Annotated in this window: 22 protein-coding genes; 17 read left to right on the plus strand and 5 right to left on the minus strand. The window is 35.2% G+C overall.

The features are described 5' to 3' along the window. The first annotated feature begins 3 nt into the window (after nt 1-3). Nucleotides 4-939, plus strand: a complete 936-nt coding sequence (gene whiA, locus H3T47_RS05450; protein ID WP_038521929.1) for a DNA-binding protein WhiA — start codon at nt 4-6, stop codon at nt 937-939. 54 nt (nt 940-993) lie between these two features. Here the strand turns inward: whiA and clpP are convergent, their stop codons facing one another. Continuing rightward, nucleotides 994-1578: an ATP-dependent Clp endopeptidase proteolytic subunit ClpP gene (gene clpP / locus H3T47_RS05455; RefSeq protein WP_038521932.1), complete on the minus strand. Its 585-nt coding sequence runs from the start codon at nt 1576-1578 to the stop codon at nt 994-996. Nucleotides 1579-1738: 160 nt separating this feature from the next. On the opposite strand from clpP, the gene H3T47_RS05460 reads away from it, so the two are divergent. From H3T47_RS05460 to H3T47_RS05470, 3 genes are all read left to right on the plus strand, one after another. Beyond that, nucleotides 1739-3454 (plus strand): SH3-like domain-containing protein, encoded by a 1716-nt coding sequence (locus H3T47_RS05460; RefSeq protein ID WP_199282780.1) that lies wholly within the window; start codon nt 1739-1741, stop codon nt 3452-3454. A 642-nt stretch (nt 3455-4096) separates the two neighbouring features. Continuing rightward, on the plus strand, nt 4097-4492 hold the full coding sequence (locus tag H3T47_RS05465) for a hypothetical protein (protein ID WP_199282781.1): 396 nt from the start codon (nt 4097-4099) through the stop codon (nt 4490-4492). After that, nucleotides 4477-4884, plus strand: coding sequence for a hypothetical protein (locus H3T47_RS05470; protein WP_199282782.1), 408 nt, complete (start codon nt 4477-4479; stop codon nt 4882-4884). The genes H3T47_RS05465 and H3T47_RS05470 overlap by 16 nt, the downstream gene beginning before the upstream one ends. 27 nt (nt 4885-4911) lie before the next feature. On the opposite strand, the gene H3T47_RS05475 is transcribed toward H3T47_RS05470, so the two are convergent. Next, nucleotides 4912-5358, minus strand: a complete 447-nt coding sequence (locus H3T47_RS05475; RefSeq protein WP_233335854.1) for a Fur family transcriptional regulator — start codon at nt 5356-5358, stop codon at nt 4912-4914. Between the two features lie 98 nt (nt 5359-5456). Continuing rightward, entirely contained in the window at nt 5457-6899 is a 1443-nt protein-coding gene (locus tag H3T47_RS05480; protein ID WP_187159152.1) for an APC family permease, read from the minus strand. A 170-nt stretch (nt 6900-7069) separates the two neighbouring features. Between H3T47_RS05480 and H3T47_RS05485 the strand changes: the two genes are divergently transcribed. From H3T47_RS05485 to argF, 5 genes are all read left to right on the plus strand, one after another. After that, the gene (locus H3T47_RS05485) at nt 7070-8596 is read left to right on the plus strand and encodes a GW dipeptide domain-containing protein (RefSeq protein ID WP_046326927.1); all 1527 of its coding nucleotides are present in this window, start codon (nt 7070-7072) and stop codon (nt 8594-8596) included. A 210-nt stretch (nt 8597-8806) separates the two neighbouring features. Next, nucleotides 8807-9511, plus strand: a complete 705-nt coding sequence (locus tag H3T47_RS05490) for a lantibiotic protection ABC transporter ATP-binding subunit (protein WP_199282784.1) — start codon at nt 8807-8809, stop codon at nt 9509-9511. Beyond that, nucleotides 9504-10232: a lantibiotic immunity ABC transporter MutE/EpiE family permease subunit gene (locus H3T47_RS05495; RefSeq protein WP_199282785.1), complete on the plus strand. Its 729-nt coding sequence runs from the start codon at nt 9504-9506 to the stop codon at nt 10230-10232. Before H3T47_RS05490 ends, H3T47_RS05495 begins: the two co-directional genes overlap by 8 nt. Next, entirely contained in the window at nt 10225-10956 is a 732-nt protein-coding gene (locus H3T47_RS05500; RefSeq protein WP_199282786.1) for an ABC transporter permease, read from the plus strand. Before H3T47_RS05495 ends, H3T47_RS05500 begins: the two co-directional genes overlap by 8 nt. 191 nt (nt 10957-11147) lie before the next feature. Further along, nucleotides 11148-12182 carry an ornithine carbamoyltransferase gene (gene argF, locus H3T47_RS05505; RefSeq protein WP_199282787.1) on the plus strand — a complete coding sequence of 345 codons (1035 nt, stop codon included), beginning with the start codon at nt 11148-11150 and terminating at the stop codon, nt 12180-12182. A gap of 48 nt (nt 12183-12230) precedes the next feature. Here the strand turns inward: argF and H3T47_RS05510 are convergent, their stop codons facing one another. After that, complete coding sequence (locus H3T47_RS05510) at nt 12231-12551, minus strand: helix-turn-helix transcriptional regulator (RefSeq protein ID WP_199282788.1); 321 nt, start codon at nt 12549-12551, stop codon at nt 12231-12233. Nucleotides 12552-13026: 475 nt separating this feature from the next. Between H3T47_RS05510 and H3T47_RS05515 the strand changes: the two genes are divergently transcribed. The 6 genes from H3T47_RS05515 to H3T47_RS05540 are packed head-to-tail and all read left to right on the plus strand — an operon-like array spanning nt 13027 to nt 17361. Next, nucleotides 13027-13434: a PTS sugar transporter subunit IIA gene (locus H3T47_RS05515; protein ID WP_199282789.1), complete on the plus strand. Its 408-nt coding sequence runs from the start codon at nt 13027-13029 to the stop codon at nt 13432-13434. 4 nt (nt 13435-13438) lie between these two features. After that, nucleotides 13439-13930 carry a PTS sugar transporter subunit IIB gene (locus H3T47_RS05520; RefSeq protein ID WP_199282808.1) on the plus strand — a complete coding sequence of 164 codons (492 nt, stop codon included), beginning with the start codon at nt 13439-13441 and terminating at the stop codon, nt 13928-13930. Nucleotides 13931-13935: 5 nt separating this feature from the next. Further along, a complete protein-coding gene (locus H3T47_RS05525) occupies nt 13936-14685 on the plus strand; it encodes a PTS sugar transporter subunit IIC (RefSeq protein WP_199282790.1) in 750 nt (249 codons plus the stop codon). Further along, entirely contained in the window at nt 14685-15506 is an 822-nt protein-coding gene (locus H3T47_RS05530; RefSeq protein WP_046326935.1) for a PTS system mannose/fructose/sorbose family transporter subunit IID, read from the plus strand. The genes H3T47_RS05525 and H3T47_RS05530 overlap by 1 nt, the downstream gene beginning before the upstream one ends. A gap of 17 nt (nt 15507-15523) precedes the next feature. Then, nucleotides 15524-16621, plus strand: coding sequence for a DgaE family pyridoxal phosphate-dependent ammonia lyase (locus H3T47_RS05535; protein WP_199282791.1), 1098 nt, complete (start codon nt 15524-15526; stop codon nt 16619-16621). After that, a complete protein-coding gene (locus H3T47_RS05540; RefSeq protein WP_199282792.1) occupies nt 16621-17361 on the plus strand; it encodes a KDGP aldolase family protein in 741 nt (246 codons plus the stop codon). The genes H3T47_RS05535 and H3T47_RS05540 overlap by 1 nt, the downstream gene beginning before the upstream one ends. Before the next feature lie 46 nt (nt 17362-17407). Here the strand turns inward: H3T47_RS05540 and H3T47_RS05545 are convergent, their stop codons facing one another. Beyond that, entirely contained in the window at nt 17408-18313 is a 906-nt protein-coding gene (locus tag H3T47_RS05545) for an IclR family transcriptional regulator (RefSeq protein WP_233335855.1), read from the minus strand. Here H3T47_RS05545 and kduD point away from each other — a divergent pair. After that, nucleotides 18299-19126 (plus strand): 2-dehydro-3-deoxy-D-gluconate 5-dehydrogenase KduD, encoded by an 828-nt coding sequence (gene kduD / locus H3T47_RS05550; RefSeq protein ID WP_038521956.1) that lies wholly within the window; start codon nt 18299-18301, stop codon nt 19124-19126. The two genes, H3T47_RS05545 and kduD, sit on opposite strands and share 15 nt — an antisense overlap. Nucleotides 19127-19155: 29 nt before the next feature. Further along, a complete protein-coding gene (locus tag H3T47_RS05555; RefSeq protein ID WP_109918207.1) occupies nt 19156-20493 on the plus strand; it encodes a PTS galactitol transporter subunit IIC in 1338 nt (445 codons plus the stop codon). Nucleotides 20494-20792: the final 299 nt, after the last annotated feature.

Here is a 20792-nt window from a genome sequence, read left to right on the forward strand (position 1 = left end):
ATAATGGCAAGCTACGCAAGTAACGTGAAGAAAGAATTAACTTCTTTAAAAATTCATCCCGAACATGCGAAAGCTGAATTGGCAGCTTTTTTGCGTATGAACGGCGTTTTGAATTTTCACGAGCACCAGTTTAGCCTTGACATTACTACTGAAAATCCTGCAATCGCTAGACGAATTTTTTCTTTAATAAAAATCGCTTACAAGGTAGAACCACAATTAATAGTTTCGCGTAAAATGAAGTTGAAGAAAAATAATCAATATTTGGTGCGATTGCAAAATCATGTCAAAGAAATATTGCAAAATTTGGAAATTCTTACTCCTTCCCTTCACTTAATTACTAGAATACCAAAAAGGATCATAGAGTCACGTGAGGGTGCAATGTCCTATTTACGTGGCGCTTTCTTAGCAAGTGGCAGTGTTAATAATCCTACTACCAGCCGTTATCATTTAGAGATATATTCAGTTTATCAGGATCATAATAATGACTTGTTAACTATTATGAATGAACGATTTCATCTTAATGCCAAGAGCACTCAAAGACGGCGGGGCTATATTGTCTATTTGAAAGAAGCTGAAAAAATCGGTGACTTTTTGCATATTGTTGGCGCTCTAAATGCGATGTTGGCATTTGAGGACTTGCGCATTATGAGAGATATGCGTAATTCGGTCAATCGGTTAGTAAATTGCGACACGGCTAATTTGAAAAAAACAGCCAATGCGGCAGCCAAACAAGTTGAAGATATTGAACTAATAGCGCAAAAAATCGGTTTAGAGAATATCCCAGAGAAATTGCAGGGTATTGCCAGATTGCGCTTAGATGAACCTGAACTCTCGCTGAAAGAAATAGCTCAGCAAACTCCAGATGGCCCTATTTCGAAGTCTGGAGCCAATCATCGTTTTAAGAAAATACACGAAATGGCACAAAATTTGAGAAAATAATAAAGCAACCCATCACTTGGTGGGTTGCTTTTTAAAACACAAATTTTTAAATAATTATTTCTTTTGGTTAACCATTATTTCATCGATTAAACCATAGTCTTTAGCTTGTTCAGCTGTCATGTAGTTGTCCCTTTCAGTATCCTTTTGGATTTTTTCCAAGGGCTGACCAGTAGTTTCATGTAAGATACGGTTAATCTTTTCACGACTCTTTAAGATTTCATTAGCTGCGATTTGAATATCAGTTTGTTGGCCTTGAGCACCACCCAAAGGTTGGTGAATTAAAACCGTGGAGTTAGGTAAAGCAAAACGTTTACCTTTTGCACCACTGGTTAACAAAATGGAAGCCATTGAGGCTGCCATACCAATGGCAATGGTTGAAACATCTGATTTAATAAAGTTCATGGTGTCCATGATTGCCAAACCAGAAGTAATTACTCCACCAGGTGAGTTTATATAAAGTGAAATATCCTTGGTATTATCTTGAGCATCAAGAAATAATAATTGTGCAATAATCGAGTTAGCCATATCATCGTTAATTTCACCACTAAGCATGATGATACGGTCTTTTAACAAACGTGAATAAATGTCGTATGCGCGTTCGCCACGTGCAGTTTGTTCAATAACTGTAGGTACAAGCATCTTTCTACCTCCTAAATATAATTAGCACTCTATCAAGTACAGTGCTAATTAAATCACTTACATTACTTGCTGTCAATGAAAGTGTATTAATTTTGTATTCTTTTTAGTGAAGGTTTTATTATATAATTTAAGTATAAATTTAATTTTTGGAGGATTTATTTTGAAGCTTTATAAGAAGATAGCAACAATTTCACTGACATTAGTTGCCGGTTTATTAGTTTACACCGGTCTATCAACTACATCAGTTGCGGCAGATTCAGATAGCCCTCAGCCGCCAGTTCAAGATGATAATAAGTCATCAAATAACTCAACTGATGCAAATACAGACACGAATACCGATAATGGTAGTACTGATAATCCCAACAACTCTGACCAGACGGGTGACGATAATCAGAATACTAAAAAGCCTAAACCAAAGCAAGTGGTTACTGGTTATTCAATGATGACCAAGGTCGCTGGTAACAAAAACTATAAGGTTTGGAAGGAAGTTACTAATGGTAAAGTTAAAACCAAGGTAGCTGACGGCATTAACTTTCGTTACAGCCATATTCAATCAGACCAACTGATTGAAACGAAAAAGTACCGTTATTGGCGCATTTATGTTAACGGGCGTGAAGTAGGTTATGTTAACGAAAATTACTTTGCTAGAAATCAAATAGCAGTGCCTAAGACTATTTCTTTGGTGCGTAATGATTTTTACAGCTTTTCGACTAGAGACGCTATTTCTTATGTAACCAATTATATGGGAACGGTAATTGATAATAGCATGGTCACTGTTTCACGCGAGAGCATTGATTGCTGGACTCCTAAGACATATAAAGTGAAATACACTTATGGCGATGCAACTGCAACTGTTAAGATTACAGTCAGAAAGAGCACTAAGGAAGGTATGGTTGACGCTGATGCAGTAAATGCAGTAACTGCTCAACCCGGCACAAATGATTATCAAGCGTGGAAGACACACTATGGTTCATCAATAAATTACATTAGCCCTACAGAATATACACCGGAAACCAGCAAACACACTTTGACTAGCGGGGATATGACTTTAAAAACTAAATTCTATCAACCAGTTTTACTGAGTGTTGCTGACCCAACAGACGATAATATAAACCGGGTTGGTCATATACCAGAAGGCGTGACAGTTTCTAATGGCTGGGCTTATACTAGTCTTTTAAGTCATACAAACTTAATGTCTGGTCATATTGTTGGCTACGACTTGAACAAGTTGACTAATCCTTACAATGCGCAACATTTGCTAGATATGTCGCAAAAGAAATTCAACAATTATGTTAAACATATCAAAGTAAGTCCGTATATCCCAATTGGTCACGGTCAGGCAATGGGTGCAAGTGATAAATATATTTATGTTTTGAATAATGATAATACTTTGAAAAACACCACTGATTCAGAGGAGTTGTTACAAATCCGTAAAAGTGATTTACAAATTAACAAGATTTGGACAATTAAAGCTTGGGTTGGGGATGAAAAGAATCCCCGCTACTTCCATAATGGTGTGATTGTTTCAGATTATGACATGTACACTGTCTATCACGATACTGAAAACAATTGTTTTGAATATTGGGAATTTACCCGTAAGGGAGATAATTGGTATCCACAATTAGTAGGCAAGACAGATGGCAATTTTGTGAACAATAACGCTCCGATTCAAGGTTTCACATACGATACTAAGAATAAAAACTTTTACCTGGCATTTAACGACTTGATCTTTAAGATTGGTCGTAATGGTAAGTTGAAAGATACTTATTCATTTGATACAGGTCGCGAAATAGAAGGAATGTCAGTTAGCGCTAATAAACTATACGTCAATTTGGCTCAAAGAGCTGAGTTGTTAGTAAGCGCGAAAGTCAACTAGATTGATAATTTAACAAGAGCCGTATGGCTCTTATTTTTTTACTTTAAAATTTCTAAAAAGCTGTCGTGTAAACAAAAGTAAAAAAGTATATCCATATCCAATTTCATATCATATTATAATAATCGCAAAAGAGTATTATTTTATAGATAAATTAAAAAAGTAAAGTGAATTAAATAGCCTTGCTAGCAATAAAAGCACTTAATTTTGTTGATACCAAATTTGTATATTAATAAAATAATTATAGACTACTAATTAAATTTGTCTTTTTAATTCTATTTATATAATATTCAAAAACTGTTAATTCAGTCTTATGATTACTTGTAGCGCTTTTACATCTAATTATATTTAACAAATAAGTCATGACTTATATTTTGTTAAGTTAATAGGGATATAAACTGAATTAGCTACAAATATATTCAATCAATAGGTCATGAAGACAGTTAATAATCATTTGACTAAAATCGTTTTGGTAGTAAAACATTATGACAAATATTGAATTATTAAATAGACAAGAATTAATTATTTTTTTAGAGCAATCGTTAAAAGTTGTTTTTTTCAATAGCATAAAAGTAAAGACTATGTAAGATTATTAGGAAAATTTCATGTTGAACATACCAAATTTTTACGAGTAACAGTGACGAATTGGAACAGATTTATCCGAAAATTGCCGCGAATATTAATCAGGATCATCAGATTTTTGAATATCAAGCGCAATTAAAAGATTTGATTTTAACAAAGCCATCGGAAACTAATATTATACTGGCTTTAGCTATTTCTACCTTGATACTATTTGCTATCGGAATAATGCTGAAGATGTTAGACCGGCTAAATATTCCTTTAATTAAAGGCGTCTGTGCAACTCTAAGTATTTTAATCTTGATTTCTGCTACTGTTGCCTTAATCTTCTTAGTATATAAAATTGTCGTGTTGCTATGGAATTACTTTGAGCGGGCACAAGAAAAACCTAATAATTTAAGAAACAGTATTGAAAAGCCTAGGCAAGCTGCCCTAAAAAGAAAAAATTGCTTAATAAACTAGATCAAAGAATCAAAAAAGATATCTTTCAATTTGATAACCAAACTCCTGAAGCTAAATCATATCTTTTAGAATGGAGTAAGGAAATGAATGAATTGAGTTTTTTGAGTTTAGCTTGCTATAGTAACTTGTGCAGTATGAATCAGACCTATCACAAAGCACAAGTAATTGACAGGACGCTTGATAATTGCTTACATAATAAAAATTTCAGTCTGAATTCTACAAGTCAAATTAGCAGCAAAAATGATTCAAAAGATAATAACTTGTCTAAAATTACCTCTCCTGCTTGTCATGATATCTGTCATATGAACCAGAAACTGGCTGAATTAGGCAAAAACGCTAGTAGAAAAATTGATTTGGCAGCTGAATTAGAGCAGAAAAAAAGCAAAAGATAGTTTTCCAACCACATAAAAAAGAGCTTGTCAGCTCTTTTTTTCTTTATCTTGGCATTCTGGACACAGCCCATATATCTCAACATGACTGGAAGATGTGGTGTAACCTGTTTGCTTTTCTGCTTCAATTCTCATATGATTTTCAATCGTGTCAAAGTCAGGGTAGTAAACGTCAGCAATTTTGCCGCAATTTTTACAAATAATGTGAAAGTGCGGTTTGACAAAATAGTCATAATGCAGAGAATCATCGCCATTTTTAATTTCGATTACAATTCCAGTCTCAACCAGCTTATTGAGTGTGTTATAAACCGTTGCCCTGTATGTTGGTTCAGCACCACTAATAGCATTATAAATGGTTGCAGCAGTTGGATGATTGTGATGCGCCATTAGGTATTCCAAAATCTTTAATCGCGGCTTAGTAGCTTTTAAATGGTGACTTCTAAGCAGTTTTTCAGCATCATCTACAAAATTAGGCAAAATTCTCATCTCCTTCTTGATAAATACAGTTTAACATTTTTGCTAAATAAAAAACCGCCAATTGCTAGGCGGTTTTACGAATATTTAACTGTTACAGCTTATTTAGCTTTGGCTTCTTCACGACGTCTAATTGTTGGCATGATCAAGCCGAGCAGTAATAAAACTACTGGAGTGGCAATATTCAAGCAAAGTGTAAACGGATCGTTAGAATACATCCCCATTAAACAACAAGCAATAGTCACTGCCAAACCCCACACACCAGCTGTGTAGGCCAGCCATTGGTGCTTAGTCATCTGATAGTTTTCAAGTCCGGTGTGGAATTTTTCGTGTTGCTTACGTAAAGCTAAGTAAGCAATGAAAACCCAAAGGTAACGCATTGGCATAACAATTGAATTAAGCTTAACTAATTGAGCCATTACAGCTTGAGCGTCAGGCATAATTGCTTGCAGCGCGATAATACCACCAGAAAGAATAACGATCATCCAGATACCATTAATGTAGGCACCATGCTTGTTGACCTTTAATAATTTCTTAGGGATAAAGTCTTTAGCTTCTTTACCACCTAATAACATTCTTAAAGGTGCATCAATACTGATTACCAGAGCAGAAAATTGCCCTATTACGTTACACCAAGCATAGATGTAAAGGAACAATCCGCCTACACCGTAATATTCTCCCAATTTTTGGAAGGCAATGTACGGACCGTTTGAAATGTATTCGTTTAAATTACCATTCACAGTTTTAGGATCGAACATTAATGCTAAAGCAATTGTTCCTAGAATTGCGGAAATCATAACCATTCCGGCTAAGCCCAACATAGCTTTAGGAAAGTTCTTAGAAGGCTTTTTTAACTTATTAACATACGGCGAAATTTTTTCAGCGCCACCGACAGCAAATACCAGAATTGAAAGAGAAGTGAAATACTTCGCATTGAAATCTGGCATAAAGTTTTGCCAATTCCAGTTAATAGTATAAAAATTAGCGTGTGGGTTGATCATTGGAGCCGCAAACATCATGATAATAAACAAAATTGACATGATGAACATAGAAGTTCCAGCAATAGTTGATAAAGTTTTAATAACTGGAATTCCGCGACTAGCTACCCAGCAAAAGAAAAGAAATACCACTAGCGTAGCTAATTGTGTCCAGGCAGTTGGTAAACTATCGTACCAATTAGTATTGCCAAAAATCCCCCAGGCCATTCCTCTTAAACCGCCTGTGCCTTTACTAGAAATGTAAACCACATGAACTGCCCAGAATGTCCAGCCGGCGTAATAAGCCCATTTGGGCCCAATAGTGGCATTAACCCATGAGGCCACGCCACCTTCAGAATCCTTAAAAACAGATCCTAACTCACCGACCATCAGAGCATAAGGAATAAAGAAAAGCAGGAAAATAATAATCCAACTGAAAATTACCTTGGTGCCGTCAAAATATATGAATCCGTTAACAACATTACCAAAGCTCCATACAATGGAAAAAGCCATGGTAGCAAGAGTTGTCCACATCATCTTTTTAGAATTATTTGGTGTTTCACCCATGAAACTACTCCCTTATTTAAAGATAACAAGTCTATATTTTATCTTAAATGATTTTAAAAATCTAATGATAAGGTATCTTTTATTTTATAACACAAGTAACTATTGATTTATGCCATAAAAAGTGCAAAACTATTATTATATTATATTTATAGGAAGGTTGAGAAAGTTTAATGGAAAAAAGTTTTAAAAATAAGTTGCTGGTTGCTGGCACGATAGCTGCAGTCGGCTTATTTGTTGGGAGTAATAATTCTTATATTTCTGCTAAAACCTACCACAAGGCTGTCACTAAAATAGCTGGTAATGGTACTTATGCAGTCTATCATAATGCTTCGAAAAAGGGCCCGTCAGGCAAGTTTACTTCAACTAAGTATTTCAAACATGCTCAAATTCAGTCCAAGCAATCAATTGCCACTAAAAAAGGCAAGTTTTGGAAGATAATTGTTGACGGCAAGACTGTCGGCTGGGTTAGTCAAAACTTCTTTGCCAGAAACCAGATTTCTGTCGCAAAGAACGTCAGTCTGGTTCAAAATGATAAATATTCGTTCAACACTAAAGATGCCATTAATTATGTGACTGATAGTGCAGGTACAGCAGTTGATGCAAGCAAGGTCACAGTTTCCAAGTCAAAGATTAGTTCAAATACTCCTGGTAAGACTACAGTTGATTATAGTTACGGCAAGGCTAAAGCCAGTGTTGATGTTACCGTCCGTTCGGATAAAAAAGAGGGTATAGCAAGAGCTGACAAGACACCTAAAAATGGTCCCAAGGAAGTTTCTACTTGGAAGGGCAGTTCAAAATCTTCTTCAAGAAACTGGAACGCAGCACATCACTATACTCCGGAAACCAGATCCAATACTTTTAAAGCAAACGGCTTAACTCTAAAGACTAAACTGTTCCAACCGCGTTTTGTAAGTCTTGATTATCACAAGGCGGGAGACAAGATGGGTCAAGTAGGTGTAATACCTGAAGGAATTACAGTCTATGGTTCTAACTTTACTGTGGCACTCTTTAACTCCAGTAAAGCGCAAAATGGTCACCTAGTTTCTTATGACTTAAAGCATATCAACAAATATAAAGCCCAAAACCTGTCCACTTTAAACTGGTCAACCTTCAAGAAATATGCTTCACATATTAAAGTTAGTCCTTATATTAAATTAGGTCACGGTCAGGCTATCGGCTCATCAGCTAATTACATTTATGTAATTGCCAATAACAACACTTCGAGCAACTCTGATGCTTCAGAAGAAATTTTGCAAATCCGTAAATCAGACATGAAGATCAATCAAATTTGGACTTTCAGAATTTCCAACTATGGTAATCCAAGATATATTCATAATGCTACCTTTGCTGGTGACAACACGATGTATTGCCTCTTCCATAACGGTGGTAACGGCTACTATGAATACTGGAAAGTAACCAGAAATGGTGATACTTGGACTCCTGTAGAAGTAGGAGCTACAAAGGGCAACTTTGTAAGCAACCATTCCCCAGTTCAAGGCTTTACGTACGACCAAAAGCACGACCAATTCTACATCGGCTTTAATGATTATATCTTTAAAGTTGATAAAGATGGTACTTACAAGAAGACTCATCGTTTGCATGTTAAACGTGAAATTGAGGGTCTGTCAGCATACGGTAATAAACTTTATGTTGAATTTGCTCAACGCGGAGAGTTGACCGCTGGTAAAACTAACTAATAAAAATTTAAGCAGTTTGAATAGTCAAACTGCTTTTTTGCTGCCTTTTAATATGCCTAAAAATATTGCTGATATTTTTTGCTTATTATATAATCATCATAATTATTTTTTAGCAGTTGAACTGCACTAATAAAACAGAAGCCGTAATAGCTTTTAAATATGATGTTTGAGTATACTTTAAGAAAATACAGCAGTATAAAAGGAGAAAACATGACAGATTTACTAGTAACAAATAAACTTACAAAGAAGTTTAAAGACCAAATTGTACTTGATCAATTAAACATGCGTGTCCCAGAAAATCAGGTTTACTGCTTGCTTGGGCCTAATGGGGCTGGCAAAACTACGTTGATGAAAATTTTAACGGGAATTATTTCTGCTACTAGCGGTACTGTCACGTTTGCAGGTCACGAATGGTCCAGAAATGATTTAACTGCTATTGGTTCCTTAATTGAAACTGCACCACTTTATGGCAATTTGACTGCTTATGAAAACTTGCAGGTGGTTTGTCGCTTAAGAGGAGTAGCAGAAACTGAAATCCAATCAATTTTAACTACTGTTGGCATAGAAAAAACAGGAAAAAAGTTAACTAAAAACTTTTCTCTGGGTATGAAAGAAAGGTTGGGTATTGGCTTAGCCCTTGTGGGTAAACCCAAACTGTTAATTTTAGATGAACCTACAAATGGACTTGACCCACTGGGAATTCAGCAATTGCGCAATTTAATTGCCAGTTTAAAAGAAAGTGGTATTACTATCATTATTTCTAGCCACATGCTTTCGGAAGTAGAACGATTAGCTGATAATATCGGCATCATTGGCAATGGTCACTTATTACTGGAAAAGCCGTTAGATCACTCAGAAAATCTGGAACAACTATTTAATGATACTTTGACAAAGGCTGGTGCTATTAATGCTTAATACTTTGGTAATTGAAAAAATCAAAACTAAAAGGACATTTATCAGGCAGCTATTGTGGCTTTATCCGTTTTTCATAACAGTGATAGTTTTAGTGATTTTTGCTCCTACTGGTTACGTTATTCAAAGCGTCATTAATCAATGGAGCATTATTTGGTTGCCATTATTTCTTGCTTTAATTGCTGGGTTGCTTGACCGGCGTGAGAAAAATAGCACAGATTATAAGTTGATTTTAAGTTCACCTTGCAATTTGTTTGATTATGAATTAGGCAGAATACTGCATGTCGCTGTTTTAACTTTCATTTCCTCTTTGTTTCTGATTATTTTCATCGCTTTAATGTTTTTGCTATCTGATAGTCAGATCAGCCCAATTTCATGTGTACTTGCTATTTTAGGCATTTGGCTAGTTAATCTGTGGGAAATACCACTTTATATTTGGTTTAGCCGCATTACTAACATGTACGTCACAATTATATTAGCTTTTGCCGGAATCTTTAGCGGTTTAGCCGTCAATAACTATGTCCTTGGTAAAATTTGGCCATTTACCTGGACTGAACTTTTTCCGGTATCGTTAATCAAAATAAACATTAATGGGCTGCCTCTTAAGGCAGGCACCACTGCCCCTAATAATTATTGGATGTTAATAGTGGCTATTTTGTTGTTTGTGTTAGTTAGTTATTTAGCCGCTAATTCATTTAGAAGGCAGGTAGTAAAAAATGCTTAAAAATGTTTTCCGGTCAGAAAGCATTAAGCTCAAGCGCAGCTTTTTGCTCTATTTTCATTTAGTGGCTTTAATTATTTTTCCGGTATTACTGGGGCTTTATTACGGCAATAGAAAAAGCGCGGTCACCACGACCACTATGGTAACCATTTTTTATGAATTGTTGGCAATTAGTTCTCCGATAGTTATCAGTATAGTCATTAGCTTAGTTTTCGACCGTGAGGAAAAAGCTGGTCATTGTAAAAATTGGTTAACAATTCCTAGCGCAAGGGGCCTAATTATTCAATTGCAGTTATTTTACTATTGGGTGCTCTATTTTATTGAAATTATTGGTATGAGCCTGCTTTATTTTTTGATTTTGCGTTTTGCTTTTCGGGTAAATGACCTATCATTTATCAAAATTTTCCTCACTAGTTTTATTTTTGCAGTTTTTGGTTTTCTTCAATATGAGATAACACAATGGCTGGTTTTAAAATTTAACGTTGGCGGAGCCATGATTTTAGGGTTCTTTGGTTTAGTTTTTGCGTGTCTCAGCATTACTAATCTTTTTGACTTTATTTGGCCTGTAGTTCTTTGGGCTTGGCAAATGAGACTAATGAGCTTTTGGCTGGCTGGAATTACTAGCCAAGTACAAAGCTGGACGGCCATGGCAATGGCTGTGCCCGTTATTTTAACTTTAGGGTTACCTTTTTTAATTACAAAAAGTTTCAATAATTGGCAAAATTAGATTGGTTTTATAAGAATAAGTAAAATAAGCTACTGCAAATGTTTCTGCAGTGGCTTTTTAGGTGCCAAAAAGTTAATATATACTTAAATAGTAAAGCTTTTCTTTAGTTAGCAGTTATTAATTTCATATTACTAGTGATTTCTGTATTATGATATGCGGCAAAAGAAAGAATTTTTATAAAGGAGAACTTTGTGGTAAAAAAAGATTTTATTGATACTTGTACCTTTTCAAAAAATGAAATGCAATACCTGGCTGATTTAGGTCTAAAAATTAAGGAGGCTATCAACCATGGCTATTACCCTCAGCTTTTAAAAGGCAAAAGCTTAGGTATGATCTTTGATCAAACTTCGACTAGGACTCGTTGTTCTGCTGAAACAGCAATGACGGAACTTGGGGGTCATGCGCTCTATCTGGCTCCCGGACAAATTCAGTTAGGAAAAAATGGTCATGAGGGTTTGGCTGATACTAGTCACGCTTTAGGTGACTTAGTTGATATCATTGGAGTTCGAACGGCTAGTCAAGAAGATATTGTAGAGATTGCCCAAAATTCGCATGCACCTGTAGTTAACTTTATGAGTGATGATGACCATCCTACTCAGGCTTTAGGTGATTTGATTACAATTAAAGAATTTTTACCGGAAGGTAAGAGATTATCTGACATTAAACTGGTTTTTGTGGGGGATGCAACGCAGATTACTATTTCAGCATTATTTTTGTGTGCCAAAATGGGCATGCACTTTGTTCAATATGGTCCAAAATCCAAGTGGATCCCACGAGATATTTATAATAAAGCTAATAAGATTGCTGAAAAAAACGGTGGCTCAATTACACTAAGTGAAGATGAAAGTTCACTTCAAAACGCTGATTTTATTTATACCGATGTTTGGTATGGTTTATATGATCATGAACTTGAAAAAGATGAATACATGAAGATCTTTTATCCTAAATATCAAGTCAATGATGAATTATTGGCAAAAACGGGCAATCCTAATGTTAAATTTATGCATTGCTTGCCGGCGAATAGGGGAGAAGAAGTTTCCGCTGCGGTTCTTGATGGCGAACAATCAATAGCTTGGCAGCAAGCAGCCAATAAAAAGACTGCTATGCGAGCAGTTTTTGTTTATTTGCTTAATTCAAAATTCACTGATATGAGTGATTCAAGACAAAAGGCCATCAAGTATAAATATAATGAAGAATTAGCTTATTTGCTTGCACAAAGACCATAAAGAAAAGACTAAAAGCTTTTGGCTTTTAGTCTTTTTGTATGCAAAATATTAATTTTTTTCCATTAATCTGATTAACCTAACATAATTTATAACTTGGGTCTTCTCTTTTTTGGTTAACGGTTTTTTATCAATATAAAGATTTTGAATTTCTTCAAAGTTAACCTTTTTTATATTACCGCCGGCAAGCCACATTGGGTCGACTTCTAAAGCTGCTGCGAGAAGCTCAATGCGATTTTGCTTAGGTTTATATTTGCCTTCTAAGTAGTCGTGAATGTTGGACCGCGGTATCCTTGTTCTTCTTGAAAGTTCAGCCTGTGTAATTCCAGATTTTGCAAAAGAGGATTTGAAATTTTCTAAAAATGTTGCCATAAGCGTAAATCACTCAATTCTATACAAAAAATTTTTCTTTCTCTAACTTATTACAAATCAGCCTTCATTTTGTAAAAACGCTTACTTCTAAGTGCGGTAATGAAATCAGAACGATATGCAAAATAAGTCTTTTGTATGCATTATTGCTGTAATGATTTAATAATTATTTTACCAAAATAAGCATTTTTGTTCAAAATTATTTGTAATGAAAACATAACGAGAACCAAAACAGTAAAAAAGGAATTTTGTCAATGTTATTAAAACATTATAATTAAAAATAAATTGTATAAAAATTAAAAATGCTTATTACTAAATAAACTTTTATTGACAAGTAAAAAAATGGTTCTTATTTCACCTTTACTTTCAGCGCCTTATTGACAGCGTTTGCATAAATATGGAATTATTGGTTTGCAAGTAATTAATTATTTGTTAGATTCTTAAATCCTGTTTTTGAAAATATCTTGGAGGTAGCAATTTGAGAGAAAAAAATAAAATTATTTTACTAACTCACGGTGGTTGGGGAACCGCACTTATTAAAAGTATGGGTTTACTGGTTGGAAAAACAGAAAATATTATGGATATTGGTTTAACAGCAAATATGACGTTAGATCAATACATGTTAAAAATTGAAAATAGTGTAATGCCAGTCAATAAAAATACTATTGTTTTAACTGATATACCTGGGGGTACGACTAGCAATGTGGCTTTGAGATTAACACAAAAATATCCGTGGACAATTTTGTCTGGCGTTAATGCGCTCATGCTGGTGGAAACAATAATGCACCAAAATGAAGATATTACCGCAGAAATAGTTAAAAAAATTCTTGAAGCCGGGCAACAAAGTCAGAAAAATTTGAATTTATTATTTAGAAGTGAAGGATAAAAATATGAATGTTGTTTTGTGTAGAGTAGATAGTCGGCTTATTCATGGACAAGTGGTAACGAAATGGGTCGGTCAGTATAACGTTAATAGAATTATCGTAGTCAGTGATCAACTTGAAAAAGATCAATTTATGAGGAGCATATATTTAATGGCTGCTCCGCCAGACGTCAAAGTAGAATGTTTGGGAATTGCTTCATTAAAAAAGGCTCAAGAGGAGGACAAATTAGCAACTGGCAGAATTTTGCTTATTCTTCCCGACATTGCAACCCTTAAAACAATTGTAGATGAAAAAATATATCAAGGAAAAGTACAAATCGGGGGTTTAGGTGGTGGTCCCGATCGTAAAGTTGTTTTTCAAAATATTACTTTAAATGATAGTGACGCCCAAATATTGGAGGAACTGAAAAACCAAGATTGTGAGATTTATTTTCAAACTATCCCGGAGGATGCGCCACAGAGTTTAGAAAAAATCATAGAAAAATATAGGAAGGCGTGATTAAAATGAACAATACGGCTTTGGCTGTTGTAATGGGACTTTATTTTTGGTTTGCCAATTTGAGATTTGGGTACACTTTTTCCGGCATGCTCAAGCAACCTGTTTGTGTTGCTTTAGTTGTTGGACTGATAACAGGACAAATGGCGCAGGCAATGACAATTGGAGCTGGAATACAATTGATGTTTTTAGGGGTTACATCAACGCCTGGTGGTAATGTGCCAAACGATCCTGCTCTAGCAGCTACTATTGCTATTCCAATTGCAGTTACACTTAATATGAATGCACCAGCAGCAGTGGCACTGGCAGTACCTTTTGGTATTTTAGGTGTCTTTCTAGATCAATTGAGAAGAACTATCAATGCTATTTGGATACATATGGCAGATAAAGATGCAGAAAAATTAAATTATAAAGGTATTTATGCAGCAGCCTTCATCTACCCAGCACTTGTTGGTTTTCTCATTAGGTTTCCTGTAGTTTTTGCCGCTAATTACTTTGGTCGCGGAGCTGTTCAGGCTTTAATAACTGCTATTCCCCAATGGCTAATGCATGGTTTTGAAGTGATGGGCTCACTGTTACCAGCATTAGGATTTGCTTTAACTATCAGTGTAATTGGTAAGAAAAAACTTTTGCCATATTTCTTTATAGGGTTTGTAGCTGTTGTATATTTCAAAGCTGAAATAATGGCGGTCGCTATCATCGGTATTTGTATTGCTTATCTTGTAAGAAAGAATGCCAATAAGGAGGAAGCATCATAATGACTCAAACAAAAAAATTATCAAAAAGAGAAGTTAATAAAGCTTTTTGGATTTACCAGCTGGGATGTGAAGAATCAAATTCCTATGAAAGACTCCAAAGCTTAATCTTTTGCGCTTCGATGATACCAGCAATTAAAAAACTATATGCTGACGATAAAGAAGAACAAAAAAAGGCATTAAAACGTCATCTTACCTTTTTTAATACTGAAGGGTCGATAGGTTCTTCGATTCAAGGAATTACTCTGGCGATGGAAGAAGAAAAAGCTAATGGTGCTGATATCTCAGGTTCAGCTATTACTTCTATCAAAACTGGTCTAATGGGACCATTAGCTGGCATTGGAGATTCGGTAATTTGGTCTGCTTTAATGCCAATTATTATTTCGATTTTTATTCCAATGGCAAAATCCGGCAATCCGCTTGGCGGACTGTTACCGCTAATTATTTATACAGCGATCACAATGTATATTAGTTATTTTCTTATTCATAGGTGTTACACTGTTGGTCGTTCTTCGATCATTGATCTGCTTCAAAATGGTTTGATTAAAGAAGTGATCTATGGTGCAAATGTTTTGGGAATGATGATGATGGGTGCTCTTTCTGCTTCTTATGTGACTGTGACCACACCTTTGAAAATTCACGTTCCCGGCGGATCTACTATTGTTCTTCAAACTATTTTGGATAGTATGCTTAAAGGCTTGCTACCGTTAGCAGCTGTTTTATTAATTTATTGGTATATGCAAAAGAAGGGACCACGCTATGGCGTAATTATCGGTACTATCATTGTTATTAGTTTGCTTGGTTCATTTTGCGGAATTCTGTAATCTAAATGGAGGTAGAAATGGATTTTTATCAGAAATTAAATCTTAAAAAAGTAATTAATGCTAGCGGTAAAATGACAATTTTGGGTGTTTCCAAGGTCGCAAATGAAAGTATTGCAGCGCAACAATTTGGCGATCAGCATTTTTTTGAAATGACTGATTTAATTGAAAAAAGCGGGAAATATATTGCCGAAATGATTGGAGCAGAAGATGCTCTCATTGTTAATTCAGCTTCGGCGGGAATTGCCCAAGCGGTAGCAGGCATAATTGGCCAAGGGAGTGAATATCACCTTTATCATCCGTATACCAAACGGATTATAAAAAGAAATATTATTTTACCAAAGGGACAAAATATTGATTATGGGGCACCTGAAGAAGAAATGATTGCACTTGGTGGCGGCCATCCTGTCGAAGCAGGCTATGCTAATACCTGTTCTGATCATAATTTGGAGATCATGATTGATGAGAATACAGCTGCCATATTATATGTTAAGAGCCATCATTGTGTGCAAAAGAGTATGTTAACTATCAAAGAAGCACTTAAGGTTGCCCATGAACATAATCTCCCATTAATTTTGGATGCAGCTGCCGAAGAAGACATTAAAACATACGTTGATTTAGGCGTTGATGTAATTATTTTTAGTGGTGCAAAGGCAATTGCTGGACCGGCATCTGGTTTAATTTTGGGTAAAAAGAAGTATATTAACTGGACGCGCATGCAAGCTAAAGGTATAGGCCGCGCAATGAAAATAGGAAAAGAGAACATTTTAGGTTTAACCGCTGCTTTTGAAAACTATGTCAAATGCGGCCCGGAAAACGGCGAAAATATGAAAAAAAGACTAAGCCCTTTTATTTCTGCTTTGTCTAAATTGCCCCATGTTTCTGTTACGCAACAAAAAGATCAGGCCGGAAGGGATATTTATCGAGCTGATATGAAAATAGATCCAAGTTTTTCTAAAAATGCGATAACGGTTATTAAGGAATTAAAAGAGCAAGCACCAGTTATCTATACAAGAGAATACCGAGCAAATGAAAATATCATTGAATTTGATATTCGAGCTATAGATAATGCAGAAATGAAAACTATTGTTAAACGCTTGCAGGAGATTTTGAAATGATGAAATTAGAACCAAATTATTATGAAGGAAGAGTGGCATTAAACTGTTTAGCAGGTTCAATACAAAATGCCAAGGAGATATATGAAGCGGCTCAAGGACACCTAGTTTGTGGTCTTTTAACCAAAAATTACGCCAATACCGAAAGTTGTATTACTACCATGAAAAAATATCAAAATGCGGTTAATAATGCAATTTCAATTGGATTAGGAGAAGGAGATCCTAATCAAAGCAAAATGGTATGCGAGGTATCTGAGACTGTTCAACCACAGCATGTAAACCAAGTTTTTACTGGTGTTGGTTTTACTAGAGCCTTAATTGGTCAAGATGAAACGGTAATTAATGGGCTTGTCTCACCAACTGGTAAAGTAGGTTATGTCAACGTAGCTACGGGACCATTAAGTTCAAAGGAGAAAGTAGCGACTATTCCAGTAGTAACAGCTATTGCTATGTTAAAAGATATGGGTGGCAGTTCTCTAAAATTTTTCCCTATGCAGGGGTTAAAGCATTTAGAAGAATATGAGTATGTTGTCCGAGCTTGTGCCGATAATAATTTTAGTATTGAACCTACAGGTGGGATCAATTTAGATAACTTTGAGAATATCTTGCAAATAGCGCTTAAAGCGGGTGTAAAAAAGGTTTTGCCTCATGTTTATTCATCGATCATAGATAAGGATTCTGGCTTAACAAGACCAGAAGATGTTAAAAAACTATTTGAAATTGTGAAAAGTAACTTAGACTAAGGAAACTAGCAAATAAAAAAAGAGAAATTTTTGAAATTTCTCTTTTTTATATTGCATTCTCTATATCTGCTTTTGTTTTTAAGCCTTCTTGACCCCATAATTCTTTCTTAGAATTATTAATTCTGAAATGGGGGGCGCTAATACTAAAAGCGCCTAATATTTTGTCGTTTTTTAATATTGCAAATCCTAAGCAATATATTCCGTCCTGATTTTCTCCATCATCAATCGCATAGCCTCTTGTTCGCGTTCTTTTTATTTCTGCTAACAGCTCTTTGCGATTGGTAATCGTATTGACAGTTAAACTTTTTAACGCGGTTTCGTCAAGATATTTTTCAATCTCACTATTTGACATACAAGCCAAAATTGCTTTCCCCATACCTGATGAGTACATGTTCATATGGCCGCCTAATTGCAAATTTAAACGAATGGTGTTTGTACTTTGAGCCCGATCCAATAACGTAATCACATTTTTGTCTTTAATACCTAAGTTAACGGCTTCAGTTGTTCTATCTCTGAGTTCATTAATATAAGGCATTGCTATTTTGTCTAAGCTGAAACTATTCCTGGCCTTTTGTGCGTACTTTAAAAACGTTAACCCTAAATAGTATCTTTTTGGATTACCAAAACAACGCACAAATTCACAATATTCCAATGTATTTAATATTTTGAGAATAGTCGGTTTAGTGATAGTTATATTATCACTTATTTCTTTTAAAGTTGGTGCCGTTTCGCATTTAGAAATATAATCTAATATTTTCTTTGCTTTAAGCAGAACCGTACCATATAGATGATTTTCGGTCATTAGCTCTCCTTGTTTTTCAAAAAAATGTTTGAAAGCCCTTGCATTATTTTTAAAACATCCTACAATATTATTGTAAATAAGAAATGCAGTTTCTAAATAAGAAATTTGCTGATTTAATATAGGAGGAGTTATAAAATGGTTGAAATTCATGAATCAGAAGAGGAAATTCGTCAACATGAAGAGGAGTTGAAGAATAACTTCGATATGAATAAGTTTAGCCTTAAAAATAAAGTTGCAATTATTACTGGAGGCAACACAGGATTAGGACAAGGCTATGCAATAGCTATGGCTAAAGCTGGGGCTAATATTTTTATCCCGACCTTTAATGAGTTGGAATGGGATAATACACGTTCAATTATTGAAAGTGTGGGACAAAAAGTTGAATTCATGAAGTGTGACCTTACAGTTAAGGGTGAACCTCATAAAGTTATTGAAGAAGCTTTAAACAAAATGGGTCACATTGATATTTTAGTAAATAATGCTGGAATGATCAAACGTAATCCTTTACTAGAATCGAAGGATGAAGACTGGGACAAAGTTATTGCAATCAATTTAAGTGCAGTTTATCACATGTCTTTGGAAGCATGCAAAGTGTTTGCTAAACAGAAGTCGGGTAGGATTATCAATATTGGTTCAATGCTCTCATATCAGGGTGGTAAATTTATTCCTTCCTATACTGCTTCAAAGCATGGTGTAGCAGGTTTAACAAAGTCTTTTGCTTCTGAAATGGGTGCATACAACGTTACAGTTAACGCAATAGCGCCTGGTTATATTAAGACTGAAAATACTGCACCAATACGTGCACAAAAAGACAGAAATGATGAAATTTTAGGAAGAATACCAATGGGTCATTGGGCAGAACCATACGAATTAATGGGTCCCGCTGTCTTTCTAGCAAGTGATGCTGCGGCATATGTCAATGGAGCAATTCTACCTGTTGATGGTGGTTATTTGGTTCGTTAATTAGTACTTGCTAAAAATAGGAGACAATTATGACGTTTATAAATTACATAATGTCTCTGGGAGCAAGTGTGATGATGCCAATCATTTTTCTAATACTTGGCTTGTGTATTGGGATGGGTTTTGGCAAATCACTTGTTTCTGGACTTAAAGTCGGAGTTGGTTTTGTCGGTTTAAGTGTGGTTACACAACTTCTTTCTGATAATATTGGTCCTGCTGTAAATGCAATGGTAAAAACTTATCATTTACATCTTTATACGTTGGATATCGGCTGGCCTGCAGCTTCGCAAGTTGCTTTTGCAACTTCTGTCGGCGCGATTATTATTCCTTTAGGCTTGTTAGTGAATATAATTTGTTTACTAATAGGTGCTACTAAAACTTTAAACATTGACCTGTGGAACTACTGGCACTTTGCCTTTATTGGTTCAATAGTCTATTTTGCAACCAACAACTTTTGGTGGGGAATGTTTGCAGCTTGTGTAACTATTATTGTCACGTTAATAGGTGCTGACAGATCGCAAAAAAAGGCAGAAGATTTTTATGGGAAAGATTTAATTGGTATATCCATACCGCAAGCTTTCTGCGTAAGTTTTATTCCTTATGCAGTCATTGTAAATTGGATAATTGATCGTATTCCCGGTCTCAATAAAATAGACATTGATGCTAATAAAATGAAAGAAAAATTTGGCGTTTTGGGAGATCCAATCGTTTTAGGCATCATTGTGGGTATTTTAATTGGCATTTTAGCAAGATATTCTCTTGCTAAAATTTTACAACTAGGAGTTATCTTGGCTGCTGTAATGGTTTTGATACCAAGAATAACAAGTCTTTTTATCGAAGGTTTGTCACCAATTGCAAAACGGACCCAAAGCCTAGTTAAAAGTCACTTCAAAGGGAAGGACTTTAATATTGGAATGACACCTGCTTTAGTCATTGGTCATCCAGTAACACTGGTAACGAGTTTACTTTTAATTCCAATAATTCTATTTTTGTCAGTGATTATTCCTGGTAATCAATTTTTACCGCTTGCCAGTTTATCAGGCTTAATTTACATTTTCCCTTTAGTTCTACCGTATACAAAAGGAAATGTCTTTAAGACTTTGTTAGTTGGTATAGTCAGCTTAGTATTAGGAGTTCTTTCAGCTACAACCTTAGCGGGCATTTTTACTAAAGCAGTTAAAATTGTCCAAGCAAGCTTAATACCAGCAGGAACATCTTCAGTTGCAAGCATTGATTTTGCTTCGAGTCCTCTTGCTTGGTTAGTATACGAAGGGACAGTCAATCTTCCAGTCATTGGCGCAATAGCTATTGCAGCTATTGTCATTGGTTTAATGATATGGAACAGAAATCAAATTAAAAAGGGTTTATAATCACTTAAAAGAAACTAATTGTAGATTTTTAATAGTAAAAGCTACTGATTTTTAGGGCAAATTTGAGCAGTTTGTTAATAATCAACAAAAGGAGATTAGTCTAAGATTAGACTATCTCCTTTTTGGTTTTATTATTTAAATATGGGTCCCCTGAGAGTCGAACTCAGATTTTAAGAACCGGAATCTTACGTGCGATCCATTACACTAAGGACCCAAATTGACACAACAACAAGTATAACAGAAAAGAAGTAAAAATTGAATTCTTTTTTCTTACATTAGGAAAACAGGTTAGTTTTTGC

The sequence above is a fragment of the Lactobacillus sp. W8093 genome (assembly GCF_016100925.1).
In the GTDB taxonomy this organism is placed as follows: Bacteria; Bacillota; Bacilli; order Lactobacillales; family Lactobacillaceae; genus Lactobacillus; species Lactobacillus helsingborgensis.